16 protein-coding genes are annotated in these 16,428 nt (G+C 63.4%); 3 read left to right on the forward strand and 13 right to left on the reverse strand.

The window, feature by feature from the left end; translation table 11 throughout:
• Nucleotides 1-105: 105 nt before the first annotated feature.
• The gene (locus HKL97_RS02290; protein WP_291422472.1) at nt 106-678 is read right to left on the reverse strand and encodes a uracil-DNA glycosylase family protein; all 573 of its coding nucleotides are present in this window, start codon (nt 676-678) and stop codon (nt 106-108) included.
• Nucleotides 679-713: 35 nt separating this feature from the next.
• Entirely contained in the window at nt 714-1,196 is a 483-nt protein-coding gene (ssb, locus tag HKL97_RS02295) for a single-stranded DNA-binding protein (RefSeq protein ID WP_291422474.1), read from the reverse strand.
• Nucleotides 1,197-1,327: 131 nt separating this feature from the next.
• On the opposite strand from ssb, the gene uvrA reads away from it, so the two are divergent.
• Complete coding sequence (uvrA, locus tag HKL97_RS02300) at nt 1,328-4,204, forward strand: excinuclease ABC subunit UvrA (RefSeq protein ID WP_291422476.1); 2,877 nt, start codon at nt 1,328-1,330, stop codon at nt 4,202-4,204.
• Between the two features lie 11 nt (nt 4,205-4,215).
• Here uvrA and HKL97_RS02305 read toward each other — a convergent pair whose 3' ends face one another.
• The 7 genes from HKL97_RS02305 to HKL97_RS02335 form a co-directional block, all read right to left on the reverse strand.
• Nucleotides 4,216-4,713: a type II toxin-antitoxin system RatA family toxin gene (locus HKL97_RS02305; protein WP_291422478.1), complete on the reverse strand. Its 498-nt coding sequence runs from the start codon at nt 4,711-4,713 to the stop codon at nt 4,216-4,218.
• Nucleotides 4,713-5,663: a lipoyl synthase gene (gene lipA / locus HKL97_RS02310; protein WP_291422480.1), complete on the reverse strand. Its 951-nt coding sequence runs from the start codon at nt 5,661-5,663 to the stop codon at nt 4,713-4,715. The genes HKL97_RS02305 and lipA overlap by 1 nt, the downstream gene beginning before the upstream one ends.
• A gap of 63 nt (nt 5,664-5,726) precedes the next feature.
• Entirely contained in the window at nt 5,727-7,124 is a 1,398-nt protein-coding gene (gene lpdA, locus HKL97_RS02315) for a dihydrolipoyl dehydrogenase (protein WP_291422482.1), read from the reverse strand.
• A gap of 68 nt (nt 7,125-7,192) precedes the next feature.
• Entirely contained in the window at nt 7,193-8,455 is a 1,263-nt protein-coding gene (locus HKL97_RS02320) for a pyruvate dehydrogenase complex dihydrolipoamide acetyltransferase (protein WP_291422484.1), read from the reverse strand.
• 12 nt (nt 8,456-8,467) lie between these two features.
• A complete protein-coding gene (locus HKL97_RS02325) occupies nt 8,468-9,814 on the reverse strand; it encodes a pyruvate dehydrogenase complex E1 component subunit beta (RefSeq protein ID WP_291422486.1) in 1,347 nt (448 codons plus the stop codon).
• 3 nt (nt 9,815-9,817) lie between these two features.
• A complete protein-coding gene (gene pdhA, locus HKL97_RS02330; RefSeq protein WP_291422488.1) occupies nt 9,818-10,828 on the reverse strand; it encodes a pyruvate dehydrogenase (acetyl-transferring) E1 component subunit alpha in 1,011 nt (336 codons plus the stop codon).
• 234 nt (nt 10,829-11,062) lie between these two features.
• The gene (locus HKL97_RS02335) at nt 11,063-11,386 is read right to left on the reverse strand and encodes a septum formation initiator family protein (RefSeq protein ID WP_291422490.1); all 324 of its coding nucleotides are present in this window, start codon (nt 11,384-11,386) and stop codon (nt 11,063-11,065) included.
• A gap of 247 nt (nt 11,387-11,633) precedes the next feature.
• Here HKL97_RS02335 and HKL97_RS02340 point away from each other — a divergent pair, with 247 nt between their 5' ends.
• The gene (locus HKL97_RS02340) at nt 11,634-12,050 is read left to right on the forward strand and encodes a hypothetical protein (RefSeq protein ID WP_291422492.1); all 417 of its coding nucleotides are present in this window, start codon (nt 11,634-11,636) and stop codon (nt 12,048-12,050) included.
• An 18-nt stretch (nt 12,051-12,068) separates the two neighbouring features.
• Here HKL97_RS02340 and pyrF read toward each other — a convergent pair whose 3' ends face one another.
• From pyrF to rpsA, 4 genes are all read right to left on the reverse strand, one after another.
• Nucleotides 12,069-12,764 (reverse strand): orotidine-5'-phosphate decarboxylase, encoded by a 696-nt coding sequence (gene pyrF, locus HKL97_RS02345; protein ID WP_291422495.1) that lies wholly within the window; start codon nt 12,762-12,764, stop codon nt 12,069-12,071.
• Nucleotides 12,764-13,000 (reverse strand): LapA family protein, encoded by a 237-nt coding sequence (locus HKL97_RS02350; RefSeq protein ID WP_291422497.1) that lies wholly within the window; start codon nt 12,998-13,000, stop codon nt 12,764-12,766. The genes pyrF and HKL97_RS02350 overlap by 1 nt, the downstream gene beginning before the upstream one ends.
• 44 nt (nt 13,001-13,044) lie before the next feature.
• Nucleotides 13,045-13,368, reverse strand: coding sequence for an integration host factor subunit beta (locus HKL97_RS02355; protein WP_291422499.1), 324 nt, complete (start codon nt 13,366-13,368; stop codon nt 13,045-13,047).
• Nucleotides 13,369-13,516: 148 nt separating this feature from the next.
• Nucleotides 13,517-15,250: a 30S ribosomal protein S1 gene (gene rpsA, locus HKL97_RS02360; protein ID WP_291422502.1), complete on the reverse strand. Its 1,734-nt coding sequence runs from the start codon at nt 15,248-15,250 to the stop codon at nt 13,517-13,519.
• Between the two features lie 215 nt (nt 15,251-15,465).
• Between rpsA and HKL97_RS02365 the strand changes: the two genes are divergently transcribed.
• On the forward strand, nt 15,466-16,425 hold the full coding sequence (locus HKL97_RS02365) for an outer membrane protein assembly factor BamD (protein ID WP_291422504.1): 960 nt from the start codon (nt 15,466-15,468) through the stop codon (nt 16,423-16,425).
• Nucleotides 16,426-16,428: the final 3 nt, after the last annotated feature.

Below are 16,428 nucleotides of genomic sequence, written 5' to 3' on the forward strand. Positions count from 1 at the left end.
CGTGCGCGAGCCGCAGAACCGCCGCGTGGAAATCATCCTCAAATAATCGGGATTTTTTCCAAAACATCGAGCCCCGGCGGGAAACTGCCGGGGGTTTTTTATACCTCAAATGAGCTGCGCCACCCGCGCGCGCAGCCGCGGCAGAATTTCAGCGCTGAACCAGGGGTTTTTCGCCTCCCAGAAGCCGGTGCGCCAGGAGGGATGCGGCAGGGCCAGGAAGCGGGGATACGCCGCCTGGGCGCGCACGTTTGCCGCCATGCCGCCCGGGCCGAGATAACGCTTTTGCGCGTAGGAGCCCACCAGCAATGTGAGCTGGAGCCGCGGCATAAGCGCCAGGAACTTGCCGTGCCATGCCGGCGCGCATTCGAGCCTTGGCGGCGCGTCGCCGCCGTTGGGCAGCGCGCCTGGGTAGCAGAAGCCCATCGGCATGATGGCGATGCGGGACTCGTCGTAGAAGATGTCAGGGCCGATGCCCATCCAGCCGCGCAGGCGCTCGCCGGAGGCATCGTTCCAGGGAATGCCGCTGGCATGCACCCTGGTGCCTGGCGCTTGGCCGATAATGAGCAGCTTCGCTGCCGTGGAGACCCGGAACACCGGGCGCGGACCAAGCGGCAGATGCGCGGCGCAGAGTGTGCAGGCACGGGCCTGCGCGGCGAGGGTTGCAAGAGCCGCGCTCATGGGCAGGAGGTTAGCCCCCTGCCCTGCTTAGCGGTTCAGAACGGGATTTCATCGTCCATATCGTTGCCGGGGCGCGTATCCCAGCCGCCGGTCGCGCGCGGGGCGGGCGCACGCGCGGGGGCCGCGGCGCGCGGCTCGCGCGGTTCGTAGTCACCACCGGCGTTGGGGTTCTTATCCAGCAGCACCAGCTCACCGCCGAAGCGGCCGATCATCACCTCGGTGGTGTATTTCTCCTGGCCGTCCTGCCCGGTCCACTTGCGGGTCTGCAATTTGCCCTCGATGTAGACCTTCGAGCCTTTACGCAGATATTTCTCCGCGACCTCGCCCAGCCGGTCGTTCATGATGACCACGCGGTGCCACTCGGTTTGCTCCTTGCGCTCGCCGCTGGCTTTGTCATTCCACGTATCGGAGGTGGCGATGGCGAGATTAACGATCTTCAACCCTGACTGGGCGTTGCGCACTTCCGGGTCTTTCCCGAGATTGCCCACCAGAATCACTTTATTGACACTACCGGCCACCAGGCCCTCCTCTACTTTAAATTGTTCACCAGCGTAGCGCATTATTTGCATTCCGGCCAGCCGAAGCGGTTTGCATTCTACGCGGCGACACCATATCCTGCAAGAACATTACACGAACATCTGGTGCGAGAATGGCTGAGCAGAAAAACGCGGGCTTTATCACGGTCCGCGGTGCGCGCGAACATAACCTGAAGAACATCGATATCGCGATTCCGCGCGAACAGCTCACCGTCATCACCGGGCTTTCCGGCTCGGGCAAATCCTCGCTGGCATTTGATACGATTTATGCCGAGGGGCAGCGGCGCTATGTCGAGAGTCTGTCATCCTACGCGCGGCAGTTTCTGGAACTGATGGGCAAGCCGGATGTGGACTCAATCGAGGGTTTATCGCCCGCGATTTCCATCGAGCAGAAAACCACCTCGAAGAATCCGCGCTCCACGGTCGGCACGGTGACGGAAATTCACGATTATATGCGGCTGTTATGGGCGCGCGCCGGGGTGCCGTATTCGCCGGCGACGGGCCTACCGATTGAGGCGCAAAGCGTGGCGCAGATGGTGGACCGCGTGATGGCGATGAAGCAAGGCGCCAAATTGCTGCTGCTGGCGCCGGTGATCCGCGACCGCAAGGGCGAGTATAAAAAAGAGCTGGCCGAATTACAGCGCAAGGGCTTCACGCGCGCGAAGGTTGATGGAAAACTCTACGAGATCGACCAGGTTCCCGCGCTCAATAAAAAGCTGAAACATGAGATCGAGGCGGTGGTGGACCGCATCGTGGTGAAGCCGGGGCTGGAGCAGCGGCTGGCGGATTCATTCGAGACCGCCTTGGGACTCTCCGACGGCATTGTATATGCCGAGGGGGCTGATGATGGCGTGCGCACGGTGTTCTCCTCACGCTTTGCCTGCCCGGTGAGCGGTTTCACCATCGAGGAGATCGAGCCCCGGCTGTTCAGCTTCAACTCACCGCACGGCGCCTGCCCGGTGTGCGACGGGTTGGGGCATGAGGTGTTTTTTGACCCGCACCTGGTGGTGCCCGACGAGCAGCGCTCGCTGGAGGATGGCGCGGTGATGCCCTGGGTGAATTCTCTCTCGCCCTATTACACGCAAACCCTGGCGAGCCTGGCTAAGCATTTTAAAATTAAGATGACCACGGCCTGGGAAAAACTACCCGAGGCGGTGCGCGATGCAATTTTATACGGCACCGGCAAAACCGAGGTGGCGTTTTCCTACAAGGACAGCGCGCGCGCCTACACGGTGACGAAACCGTTTGAAGGCGTGATCAAAAATCTTGAGCGCCGCCTGCGCGAGACTGATTCCGCCTGGACGCGCGAGGAACTCTCCCGCTACCACGCCGAGCGCCCCTGCGGCACCTGCCACGGCGCGCGGCTGAAGCCAGAGGCGCTGGCCGTGCGGGTCGCGGGGAAAAACCTGGCCGAGGTGGCGGAACTTTCCATCTCCGCCGCGCGGGAATGGTTCGAGGGCGTGGCCGCCACGCTAACCCCGCAGCGGCTTGAAATCGCCCGGCGGATTCTGCGCGAGATCAACGAACGTTTGCAATTTCTGCTGGATGTGGGGCTGAACTATCTAACGCTCGCGCGCGGCTCGGCGACACTTTCGGGCGGCGAGAGCCAGCGGATTCGCCTGGCCAGCCAGATCGGCTCGGGGCTGACCGGCGTGCTGTATGTGCTGGACGAGCCAAGCATCGGCCTGCACCAGCGCGATAACGAAAGATTGCTGGGTACGCTGCAACGTTTGAAACGCCTGGGCAACACAGTGCTGGTGGTGGAGCATGATGAGGATGCGATCCGCGCGGCGGATCATCTGATCGACATGGGGCCGCACGCCGGCATGGGCGGCGGGCATGTGGTGGCCCAGGGCACGCCGGAACAGGTTGCTGCCAACCCGAAATCGCTGACGGGGGATTATCTCTCCGGCCGGCGCAATATTCCCGTGCCGCACCCCAGGCGGGAGGTGAAGAGCAGCCGTGTTTTGAAGGTGATAGGCGCCAGCGGCAATAACTTGAAAAATATCACCGCGGAATTTCCGCTTGGGGTGTTCACCTGCATCACCGGGGTTTCGGGCGGGGGTAAGTCAACCCTGGTGGTGGATACGCTCTACAAGGCCGTCTCGCGGCGGTTGATGGGCTCCGGCGAGGTGCCCAGCGCGTTTGAGCGGCTGGAAGGGCTGGAACAGCTCGACAAGATCATCGACATTGACCAGTCACCCATTGGCCGTACCCCGCGCTCAAACCCCGCCACCTATACCGATTTGTTCGCGCCGATCCGCGACTGGTTCGCCGAAATGCCCGAGGCGCGCACGCGGGGATACAAGCCGGGGCGGTTTTCCTTCAATGTGAAGGGCGGGCGCTGCGAGGCCTGCCAGGGCGACGGCGTGCTGAAAATCGAGATGCACTTCCTGCCCGATGTGTTTGTCACCTGCGATACCTGCAAGGGCAAGCGCTACAACCGCGAGACGCTGGAGGTGAAGTTCCGCGAGAAATCCATCGCCGATGTGCTGGATATGACGGTGGACGAGGCGGAGGGGTTTTTTAAGGCGGTGCCGAAAATCCGTGACCGGCTTTCGCTGCTCGGCAAGGTCGGGCTTGGCTACATCAAGCTTGGCCAGCAGGCGACCACACTTTCAGGCGGCGAGGCGCAGCGGATAAAGCTGGCGAAGGAACTGGCCAAGCGCCCCACCGGGCGCACGCTCTATATTCTCGACGAGCCCACCACGGGGCTGCATTTTGAGGATATCCGCAAATTGCTGGAAGTTTTGCATGCGCTGGTGGATACGGGCAACACCATCATCGTCATCGAGCATAATCTGGAGGTGATCAAAACCGCGGATCATGTCATCGATCTCGGGCCCGAAGGCGGCGACGGCGGGGGCCGCATTGTCGCCACCGGCACGCCGGAGGATATTGCCGCGAACAAGGCGAGCCACACCGGGCGGTTTCTGGCGCCGCTGCTGGCGGCAAAACCGGCCAAGCCACGCCGCAAGGCAACGGCTTAAGGAACGCCTGCCTACTTGCCGGCGATACCGAGCGGGAGCGGCTGTCCCTCAGCCGCCTGCGCCGGCGGGCCGTATACCGTGCCGGCGCGCTTGAGGAATGCCGCGACCATGCGGTGCACCGCTTCGGTGAACACGACGCCGATGGCTTTTTGCAAAATAACGTTGCGGAATTCGAAATCGACGTAGAAATCCACCAGGCAGCCCTGCGGATGCGGGGCAAAATGCCAGCTGTTGTTGAGATATTTAAACGGGCCGTTCTGGTATTGCACCTTGATCTCGCAAACCCCCTCGGCATCCTGCGGCAGAATCGTCACGCGGGAGGTGAAGCTCTCGCGGAACGGGCCGAAGCCGATACTCAGGTCAGCGATCAGAATATTTTCGACATGGCTGCGGATGCGCGCTCCGGCGCACCAGGGCAGAAATTGCGGGTATTTACCGACATCGGCCACCAGCGCCGAGAGCTGCGCCGGGGTATAAGGGACCAGCTTCTTCTCGGTGTAGGTGGGCATCAGGCCACCAATTTGCGGGCGCGTGCCTCACGCAGGGCAGCGAAGTCTGAGTCCGCATGGTAGGAGCTGCGGGTGAGCGGTGTCGCCGAGACCTGCAGAAAGCCTTTGACACGCGCCATCAGCGCGTATTCCTCGAACTCCTCCGGCGTCACGAAGCGGTCCACCGCCGCGTGCTTCACCGTGGGTTGCAGATATTGGCCGATGGTGAGGAAATCGACATCGGCGATGCGCAGATCGTCCATCACCTGGCCGATTTCCGGCTTGGCCTCACCCAGCCCAACCATGAGGCCGGATTTGGTGAAGATATCAGGGTCAAGCTGCTTCACACGGTCAAGCAGGCGCAAGGATTGATAGTAGCGCGCGCCGGGGCGGATGGAGGGGTAGAGCCGGGGCACGGTCTCCAGATTGTGGTTGAACACATCCGGCCGGGCGGCAACGACAATTTCCAGCGCGCCGGGCTTGCGCAAAAAATCAGGCGTGAGAATTTCGATGGTGGTTGCAGGCGCCGCCGCGCGCACTGCGGCGATGACGGCGGCAAAATGCGCGGCCCCGCCATCGGCCACATCGTCGCGGTCCACCGAGGTGATGACCACATGGCGCAGCCCCAGCGTGGCGACGGCCTCGGCCACACGGCGGGGTTCATCGGCGTCCAGCGCGGCGGGAACGCCGGTGCTCACATTGCAGAAGGCGCAGGCGCGGGTGCAGATCTCGCCCATGATCATCATGGTGGCGTGGCGCTGCGACCAGCATTCGCCTATGTTCGGGCAGGCGGCTTCCTCGCACACGGTGGAGAGCTTCTTATCGCGCATCAACTCCCGCGTCTCATGATACACGGGGCTGTTGGGCGCCTTCACCCGAATCCAGGCCGGTTTGCGGCTGATCGGGTTATCCGGGCGGCCCTGTTTCTCCGGGTGGCGGACGCGGTGGTCGATCTCGATACGGGTGCTCATGGCGTGCTTTCTATCAGTGCCCGGCAAAACCCCCAAGCGCCGGGCGCCTGGGGGCGGCATGCACTAGAAATGTATAACCTGGCCGTAGGCGTCAAGCACCGACTCATGCATGGCTTCACTGATGGTCGGGTGGGGGAAGACGGTGTGCATCAGCTCCGCCTCGGTGGTCTCGAGCTGCCGGGCGATGACATAACCCTGGATCATCTCCGTCACCTCCGCGCCGATCATATGCGCGCCAAGCAACTCGCCGGTTTTGGCATCGAAGATGGTCTTGATCAGCCCTTCCGGCTCACCCATGGCGATCGCCTTGCCGTTGCCGATGAAGGGGAAACGGCCGATCTTCAACTCATGGCCCGCCTCTTTCGCCTTCGCCTCGGTCAGCCCCACGCTGGCCACCTGCGGGCGGCAGTAGGTGCAGCCGGGGATGTTGCCGGTCTCGAACGGGTGCGGGTTCTTGCCCGCGATGTGCTCGACGCAGACCACGCCCTCATGGCTGGCCTTGTGCGCCAGCCACGGTGGCCCGGCGACATCGCCAATGGCATAAACCCCCGGCTCGCCGGTGCGCCCGAAGCCGTCCACCACGATATGCGTGCGCTCAACCTTCACCTTGGTGCCCTCAAGGCCGAGGTTCTCGACATTGCCAACAATGCCGACCGCCGCGATCACCCGCTCCACGGTGATCTGCTGCTCCTTGCCGCCCGCTTCCACGGTCACGGTCACATTGTCAGCGCCTTTCACCGCGCCCTTCACATTGGCGGAGGTGATGATCTTCATGCCCTGCTTCTCGAAGGATTTGCGCGCCAAAGCGGAGATTTCGGCATCCTCCACCGGCAGCACGCGGTCCATCATTTCCACCACGGTCACCTCGGCGCCCATGTTGCGGTAGAAGCTGGCGAACTCGATGCCGATCGCGCCCGAGCCGATGACCAGCAGCGATTTTGGCATGGCGGCCGGCACCATCGCCTCGAAATAGGACCAGATGAGCTTGCCATCGGCCTCGATGCCGGGGATCTGGCGCGGGCGCGCGCCGGTGGCGAGGATGATGTGCGGCGCGTGCAGCATCGCTTTCGGCTTGCCGTCCGCCCCGTTCACCGCCAGGTGCCCGCCGCCGGTGAGCCGGCCGTAGCCGTCCACCACGGTCACCTTGTTCTTCTTGAGCAGATGCGCGATGCCCGAGGAGAGCTGCTTGGAGACGCCGCGCGAGCGCTTCACGATCTTATCCAGGTCGAACTGGATGTTATCGGCTGAAAACCCGAACTCGCCCAGGTTATGCAGCAGGTGGTTCACCTCCGAGGAGCGCAGCAGCGCCTTGGTGGGGATGCAACCCCAGTTGAGGCAGATGCCGCCCAGATGCTTGGCCTCCACCACCGCCACCTTCAGCTTGAGCTGGGCGGCGCGGATCGCCGCGACATACCCACCCGGCCCGCCGCCGACAACTATCAGATCAAATTCGTCCGCCATGGCTGGCTCCTATCATTATGTGCCGTAACCAGGGAGCTTGCCCCAGATCGAAAATCATTCCCAGTTAGCTAAAGTAGCAGGCCCATCGGGTCTTCCAGCAGGCCCTTGAGCGTGGCAAGGAATTGCGCGCCCAGAGCGCCGTCCACCACGCGGTGGTCGACCGAGAGGGTCACGGTCATCATCGTGGCGATGACGATCTGGTCATTCTTCACAACCGCGCGCTTCTCGCCCGCGCCGACGGCCAGAATCGCGGCCTGCGGCGGGTTGATGATCGCGGTGAAATCCGGGATGCCGAACATGCCAAGGTTGGAGATGGAGAAGCCGCCGCCCTGGAACTCCTCGGGCTTGAGCTTGCCGGCCTTCGCCCGCGCGCCCAGATCCTTCATCGCGTTGCTGATGGAGGGCAGGCCCCGCTCGTCGGCCTTGCGGATGATCGGGGTGATCAACCCGTCCGGAATGGCAACGGCGATGGAGATGTCCACATCGTCATAGAGCAAAATGGCGTCTTCGGTGTAGCTGGCGTTCACATTGGGGTGGCGGCGCAGCGCCAGGGCGCAGCCCTTGATGATGAGGTCATTGACCGAAAGCTTGAAGCTGCCCGGGCCCTCCTTGGGGGAGCGCGCGTTCAGCTCGGCGCGCAGCTTCAGCAGCGCATCAATCTCGATATGGCTGTTGAGATAGAAATGCGGCACGTTCTGCTTGGATTCCGTAAGGCGCCGGGCGATGACCTTGCGCATGGTGGAATTGGGTGCCGCCTTGTAGGCGCCGGTGATGACCGGGGCCGGGGCCGCGGGCTTGGGCGCGGGCGCCGCTGCCACGGGGGCGGGTGCCGGAGCGGGCGCCGCCGCCGGAGCCTTGTCCAGATCAGCCTTTACGATCCGCCCGTTCGGGCCGGAGCCCTTGATGCGCGAGAGATCCACGCCGGACTGCTTGGCGATGCGCCGGGCCAGCGGGGAGGCAAAAACCCTCTCATCGTTAGCCGCCGGAGCCGAGGCCGGAGCCAGGGCCACAGGCGCGGCCGCCACGGAGGCAGGCGCCGCCGCCACGGGCGCAGGCACCGCCGCCTTGGGGGCGGAGAGCGCTTCGCCCTTGGTCGCGGTGAGAATGGCGATGACCTCGTTCACCGCCACGCCGTCCGTACCGTCGGGCACCAGGATTTTCGCGATAAAGCCTTCGTCCACGGCTTCCACTTCCATGGTCGCCTTGTCGGTCTCGATCTCGGCCAGAATATCGCCGGATTTGACCTCATCGCCCTCTTTTTTCAGCCATTTCGCGAGCTTGCCCGTGGTCATGGTGGGCGAGAGGGCCGGCATCAGAATATTGGTGGACATGTTTCGCCCTCCTCAAAAAAGTTTCTTGACCGCGTCCACCACCCAGCTGGGCTGCGGCAGCGCGAGTTTTTCCAGGTTTGCGGCATAGGGCATCGGCACATCCAGCCCGGCCACGCGCACCGGCGGGGCGTCCAGCCAGTCGAAGCAATGCTCCACCACAGTCATACAGATTTCCGAGCCGATGCCGGCAAACGGCCAGCCCTCTTCCACGCTCACCACGCGGCTGGTTTTCTTCACGCTGGCAATGATGGTCTCGATATCCAACGGGCGGATGGTGCGCAGGTTGATGACCTCGGCGGAAATCCCCTGTTCGGCCAGAGCCTCGGCGGCCTTCATCGCGACATCGACCATGATCGAGAAGGCGATGATGGTCACATCCGAACCGGCGCGCTCAATTTTGGCCTTGCCGATGGGCAGGATGAAATCCTCCGAGACCGGGCAATCGAAGGTCTGGCCGTAGAGGATCTCGTTCTCCAGGAAGATGACCGGGTTGGGATCGCGGATGGCCGCGCGCATCAGGCCCTTGGCATCGGCCGCCGACCACGGCGCCACCACCTTCAGCCCGGGGCAATGCGCATACCACGAGGCATAGCACTGCGAATGCTGCGCGCCCACGCGCGCCGCCGCGCCATTGGGGCCGCGGAAGACGATGGGGCAACCCATCTGCCCGCCCGACATATACAAGGTTTTGGCCGCGGAGTTGATGATCTGGTCGATCGCCTGCATGGCGAAGTTGAAGGTCATGAACTCAACGATCGGCTTCAGCCCGTTCATCGCCGCACCCACGGCCATGCCGGTGAACCCATGTTCGGTGATCGGCGTGTCGATGACCCGGCGCGGGCCGAATTCGTCCAGCATACCCTGGCTGATTTTATAAGCGCCCTGATACTGCGCGACTTCCTCGCCCATCAGGAACACATCGGCATCGGCGCGCATCTCCAGCACCATGCCCTCGCGCAACGCCTCGCGCACGGTGGTGGGCTTGGTCTCGCCCCACGCCGGCTCACTCAGATTTTGCGGCGCGGCCACCGGCTTTGCCACCGCGGGGGCGGCGGGCATTGCGGCCACGGGCGCGGCGGCGGCCGGCGCGGCCGGGGCGGCCGGGGCGGTGCTCGCCTCATCAGCGTTCAGCACGGCGATGACGGCATTCACAGCAACGCCTTCGGTGCCTTCCGGCACCACAATCTTCGAGAGCACGCCCTCATCAACCGCTTCCACCTCCATGGTGGCCTTGTCGGTCTCGATCTCGGCCAGCACATCGCCGGATTTCACGGTATCGCCCGGCTGCTTGAGCCATTTGCTCAATTTGCCCGAGGTCATGGTGGGCGAGAGGGCGGGCATCAGAATATCGGTCGCCATGGTTTAAACTCCCACCAGAATATCGGTCCACAACTCAGAGGGATCAGGCTCAGGCGATGCCTGGGCGAAATCCGCCGCTTCCTGCACGCGCAGCTTGATGTCGTCGTCCAGTTTTTTCATCTCCGCCTCGGTGATGCCGAGTTCTTCCAGGTGCTTCTTGGCGGAATCCAGCGGGTCGTGCTCGGCGCGCATGCGCTGCACTTCCTCGCGGGTGCGGTATTTCGCCGGATCGGACATCGAATGCCCGCGGTAGCGGTAGGTCTTCATCTCCAGCAGGAACGGCCCCTTGCCCGCCCGGCAATGCGCCACGGCCTGCTCGCCGGCGGCCTTCACGGCCAGCACGTCCATGCCGTCCACCGCCAAGCTGGGCATGCCCCAGGGCACGCCGTTGAGCGAAAGGTCGCGCGAGGCGGAGGCGCGCTCAACGCTGGTGCCCATGGCGTAGCGGTTGTTCTCGATGATGAACACAACCGGCAGCTTCATCAGGTTGGCGAGGTTGAAGCTCTCATAAACCTGGCCCTGGTTGGACGCGCCCTCGCCGAAATATGTCAGCGACACACGGTCGTTCTCGCGGTACCAGTTGGAGAAGCCAAGCCCGGCGCCCAGCGAAACCTGCGCGCCGACAATGCCGTGGCCGCCGAAAAACCCCTTCTCCTTGCTGAACATGTGCATGGAACCGCCCTTGCCGCGCGAATAGCCGCCCGAACGCCCGGTCAACTCCGCCATCACGCCGTTGGGGTCCATGCCGCAGGCCAGCATATGGCCATGGTCGCGATACGAGGTGATAACCTCATCGCCCTGGCCGATGCAGTGCTGCATGCCGACCACGACAGCCTCCTGGCCGATGTAGAGATGGCAGAACCCCGCGATCAGCCCCATGCCGTAGAGTTGGCCGGCTTTTTCCTCGAAGCGGCGGATCAGCAGCATGCTGGCATAGGCGGCGAACAACTCGTCCCTGTCCATCGAGACGGCGGGCTTCTTGCCTCGTTTCGTTTTTTCCGGGGTCACGGCCATTGGGGGCTCCTCGTTTGGTTTCTGGGGTATTGCCCGCCACTATCCTCAAGCAGCCACGCCGCGCAAGTGTGACGTTTACGAATCTCCCTAGCATAGCCTGCAAAAAACACACTTAACCACAAAATGGTTAAGCTGCTTGCGGCAGCTAAAGGCAGGCCACCTGAACGAAACAAAATTTCGTTCAGCTGCGATATCTTGTCAACAAAAACTCAAGGCACGCCAAAAAAAAACCGATTATTCAGCACTTTTATTCTGCGGCAGATCAATGACGAGGTCATTCGGGTTGGCCAAATTCAGCACCTTGCGCGCCTGGCCGTCAAGCATATCCTGTGAAATCGACCGCCCCGAAAGATCGGCGATCCGCACCTCCCATTGCTGGCGCTCGGTATCTGCCGCGTTGAAGGCCTGCTGTGCCTGGGCGAGTTCGGCAAGCTGCACGTTCTGCGCCTCCAGCCCGCTTTTGCCATGCATGGCGTTCCAGCCGAAATAGCCGGAAATGGCGAGAAAAATGGCCGGCGGCAGATAGCTGCGCAGGCGGTATTTTATGGCGCGAAGCAAAATAATCCCTCGACAAAAAAAGAAGCAGCCAGCGCGGCCGAGTCTGTCCCAAGCTGGCTGGTTTCGCAAGCGTTTTTGCTTATATCCTCCTGATTTTAACAAATTCCTCAGGGAAAACGCGGAAGCGCTTGCTGGGTGGGAAGAAACCGTTAAATCTGCAATAAGTCATGATTTCACCTCATTTTAATCCTGAATTAACCACGGCGGCTCCCCATATCTGGCAACAAGAGCTTGGAGGCTCTTTTATATGAAACTGAAATATCTTGCGTTTTGCGCCGCGCTACTCGGTGGCACCGCGTTTATCGGCGCGCATGGCGCAATGGCTGACTGGCACGGCGGCGGAGACGGCGGCGGCTGGCACGGCCATGGCGGCGGAGACGGCGGCGACTGGCACGGCCCTGGCGGCCGCGATGGCGGTGGACACGGCGGCTGGCAGGGCAATAACGGCTGGCGCCGTTATGACGGCGGCTGGCGGCACGACGACGATGCGCATCACGGCTGGTTCGATGGCGAAGGGCACTGGCACTGGTTTGCCGGCTTTGGCCCCGGCTACGGCTATTACGCGCCGCCGCCGCCGCCGATGTACTACGCGCCGCCACCGGTTTACGCGGCGCCGCCGCCTGGAATCTACGTCACCCCGCCATCCATCACCATCACACCGTAGCCTGAACCGGCAGGGCGCTCAGCCCCGCAAGCCGCGTATGGCGGCGGCAATGCCCGCCGCCGCCGCACCCGGATCTGGCGCCCCGGTAACAGGCCGGCCCACGACGATATAATCAGCGCCCGCCATCACCGCCTCCTCTGGCGTCATCACGCGCGCCTGGTCCCCCAGGGCCGCGCCCACCGGGCGGATACCGGGCACGACGAGGAGCGGTTTTTCGCCAAAGGCGTCGCGCAGCCGGGCGATTTCGTGCGGCGAACAGATCAACCCGTCCGCGCCGTTTTCCAGCGCCAGGCGCGCCAGACGCAAAACCTGCTGCGTGGTGCCGCCAGCCACGCCAATCTCATGCAGCGCGCGCGCATCGAGGCTGGTGAGCACCGTCACCGCCAGGATTTTCGGCCGGTGCGGCGCGGCCCCAGCGGCCTCCACCGCCGCCGCCACCATCGCGCCGCCGCCCGCGGCGTGGATGGTGAGCATATGCGGCGCCAGCGGCAGCAATGAGCGCACGGCACCCGCCACCGTGTTGGGAATGTCATGCAGCTTGAGGTCCAGGAACACCGGCCGCTCCTGCGCCACCTCGCGGTATCCCGGCGCGCCATGGCGGAGGAAAAACTCCAGCCCCAGCTTCACCAGCCCGCAATGTGGCGCCACCTCGCGCACCAGCGCCGCCGCCTTCCCGGCATCGGGCGTGTCGATCGCGGCGATAAGACGGCGCATCAGAACGAGACCGGCGGCGGCGGGGCGTTGCGCGCCTCCAACTCAGCCGCGCGCTTCTCGGCCCGCTTGGCGCGGCGGTTCAGGGCAAAGCGGTGCGGCAGATGAAATGCCAACCCGAGCAGAAACCCCAGCACCAGCGCCACCAGCACCACCGCGCCCAGCGGCCAGGCCGCCACCTGGCCGAACGGCCAGAAGCTGACCAGCGCCGCCGCGCGGTTGGAGAGCAGGAAAATCACCAGGACCAGCAGGACCAGGAACCCGGCGATGCTTTTTAAAATTTTCAGGCTTTTGCTCCGCCGTTCTTTTTACCATTTGGCGCTGCCGGCGGCTTGTTGATGCGCTCGCGCAGTTCCTTGCCCGCCTTGAAGAAGGGAACCGATTTCTGCGCCACTTCCACGGTCTCCCCAGTGCGCGGATTGCGCCCGGCGCGGGCATTGCGCCGTTTCACGGTGAAGGCGCCAAATCCGCGCAGCTCCACGCGCTCCCCACGCGCCAGCGCGATGGTCATTTCATCAAATAGAGTCGCTACAATGCGCTCCACATCCGCAATGGTCAGATGTGGATTATCCTCCGCCAACCCGGCGATCAGCTCAGAACGTGTCATTCAACCCTCCCACCCTGAGCAACGATGCCAGGAGCGCACGATCTGGTCAATAACTTATTGTGAACAGGGGATTTTTTAACCACACATCAAAAAGGCCCGGCGGGTGTGCCGCCGGGCCTCGTTCAGTCCACCACGGGTTGTGGCGGGATTACTCTTCGTTCGCCTGGTTGCGGCGGCGGATGGCAGCCCCCAGGATGTCGCCCAGCGAGGCGCCGGAGTCCGAGGAGCCGAATTCGGCCACGGCCGACTTGTCCTCGTCGATCTCCTTGCCCTTGATGGTCAGCTGCAGCTTGCGGGCCGCACGGTCCACCGCGGTGATCTTCGCATCAACGGCATCGCCCACCGAGAAGCGCTCGGTGCGCTGTTCGGCCTTGTCGCGGGCCAGTTCGGCGCGGCGGATGAAGCCGGTCAGCACATCGTCAACCTTCACCTCGATGCCGTTGGCCTGAACGGCCGTGACAATGCAGGTGACGATCTGGCCCTTGTGGATCTTGTCCAGCACGCCGGCGGCCGGGTCGACCTCAAGCTGCTTGATGCCAAGGCTGATACGCTCTTTCTCGACATCGATATCGAGCACTTTGGCCTTCACCACGTCGCCCTTGTTGTACTTGGTGATGGCGGTCTCGCCGGCATCTTCCCAGGACAGGTCGGACATGTGGATCATGCCGTCGATCTCGGCGCCAACGGCCACGAACAGGCCGAACTCGGTGATGTTGCGGATCTCGCCCTCAACGATGGAGCCGATCGGATGCGCATCCTGGAACTCTTCCCAGGGGTTGCGCGAGACCTGCTTCAGGCCGAGCGAAATGCGGCGCTTGGAAGCGTCGACATCGAGCACCACCACATCCACTTCCTGGCTGGTCGAGACGATCTTGCCGGGATGCGCGTTCTTCTTGGTCCAGGACATCTCGGACACATGCACCAGGCCCTCGACGCCGGGCTCCAGCTCCACGAAGGCGCCGTAGTCGGTGATGTTGGTGACGCGGCCGGAAACCTTGATGCCGGGCGGGTACTTGGCGTCAACGCCTTCCCAGGGATCGGCTTCAAGCTGCTTCATGCCCAGCGAGATGCGCTGCGTGTCGGCGTTGAAGCGGATGACCTGCACCTTGACCGGCTGGCCGATGACCAGAGCCTCGGCCGGGTGGTTGATGCGCTTCCAAGCGATGTCGGTGACATGCAGCAGGCCGTCGACGCCGCCGAGATCCACGAAGGCGCCGTAATCGGTGATGTTCTTCACCACGCCGTCGAGGATCTGGCCTTCCTTCAGGCCGAGGATCAGCTCGGAGCGCTGCTCGGCGCGGGTTTCCTCCAGCACGGCGCGGCGCGAGACCACGATGTTGCCGCGCTGACGGTCCATCTTCAAAATCTGGAACGGCTGGGCCACGCCCATGAGCGGGCCGACATCGCGCACCGGGCGGATATCAACCTGGGAGCCGGGCAGGAACGCGGTGGCGCCGCCGAGATCAACCGTGAAGCCACCCTTGACGCGGCCATGGATCACGCCGTTCACGCGGGTCTGCGCCTCAAAGGCCTTCTCAAGCTGGGTCCAGGATTCCTCGCGGCGCGCTTTTTCGCGGCTGAGGACCATGGAGCCGTCTTTGTCTTCATAGCGTTCGATGTAGAGGTCGAACACATCGCCCTTGTTCACTTCCGGCTTGGCGCCGACGGGGGCGAATTCGCGCAGCGGCACGCGGCCTTCGCTCTTCAGGCCGACATCGACGATCACGAAATCATCATCAATCCGGAGCACGGTGCCGGAAACGACGGAACCTTCGAACCCGGCATTGGCGCCGAGCGAGGAATCCAGGAGGGCAGCAAAATCATCGGCGCCGGAATAAGCGGGGGCGTCGGAATGGCGGAGAGCAGGTGAGATGGAAGCCATGAGGCTGGGTATGTCCTTGAATGCGGGCGGTTGCCCGGTGGTATGCGCGGCCCGGCTGGGGCAACGGCTAGAGCCTGGCGGGGCAATCCCCTGGCCAACTCCGGTTAAGTGAATGGCGGTCTCATACCCCTAAACCCGGTGGAGTCAAGTTTTCCCGCCACGGGTTGTCCGGGGCGGCTTCGCGTTCGCGTTTTAACTGCTATAAGCCGGTCGCAATGACAAATTTTCACTCCGCCTCCCTCCGCACCTCCCTGCCCGCCCTGGCTCTGCTGCTATGCCTCGGCGGCTGTTCCGCCCTTGAGAACAGCCAGCCGCGCGACACCGGCGACTATGCCAGCAGCGCCACCCTGCCGCCGGCCGATGTGCTCTACGCCCAGGGCGTGGCACAGACCCAGCGCGGCGACTATGAGCGGGCGGTGAAGTTGTTCAACGAGGTGGACGAGAACTATCCGTACTCCACCTGGGCCACCCATGCCGAGCTGCTGGCGGGATACTCCCAGTACAAGGACCAGAATTACGACGACGCGATCAGCTCGCTCAACCGCTACATCAGCCTGCACCCCGAGGACGCGGACGCCGCTTATGCGTATTACCTGAAGTCGCTCTGCTATTACGAGCAGATCGACGATGTGCAGCGCGACCAGACCACGACGTATGAAGCGATCCAGACCCTTAACGACGTGATCACCCGCTTCCCCAACAGCAGCTACGCGCTTGATGCACGCATCAAACTGCGCCTGGCGAACAACCGCCTGGCCGGGCACGACATGGTGATCGGCCGCTTCTATGAGAAGCAGCATCTCTATGGCGCCGCCATCGGCCGCTACCAGGACATCGTGACCAGCTTCCAAACCACGACCTACACGCCCGAGGCGCTGGAGCGGCTGGTGGAATGCTATCTCAACCTGGGGCTGACCGGCGCCGCGCAACGCACCGCCTCCGTACTGGGCTACAACTACCCCGGCAGCAGCTGGTACCAGAGCGCCTATAACGCCCTGAAGGCGCACCACCTGCTCGCCCCGCCCCCGGTTGCCGCCGCACCAGACCAGAGCGGTGCCGCCGCACCAGACCAAAGCGGCGCGGACACCGGCGCCAGCGCCACCACCCCCCCGGCGGATACCACGCAAAGCGCCGCCCCGGCTGCGAAGAAGCACCACTGGTACTGGCCATTCTAACGC

Source organism: Acidocella sp. (assembly GCF_013044125.1).
Taxonomy (GTDB): Bacteria; Pseudomonadota; Alphaproteobacteria; order Acetobacterales; family Acetobacteraceae; genus Acidocella.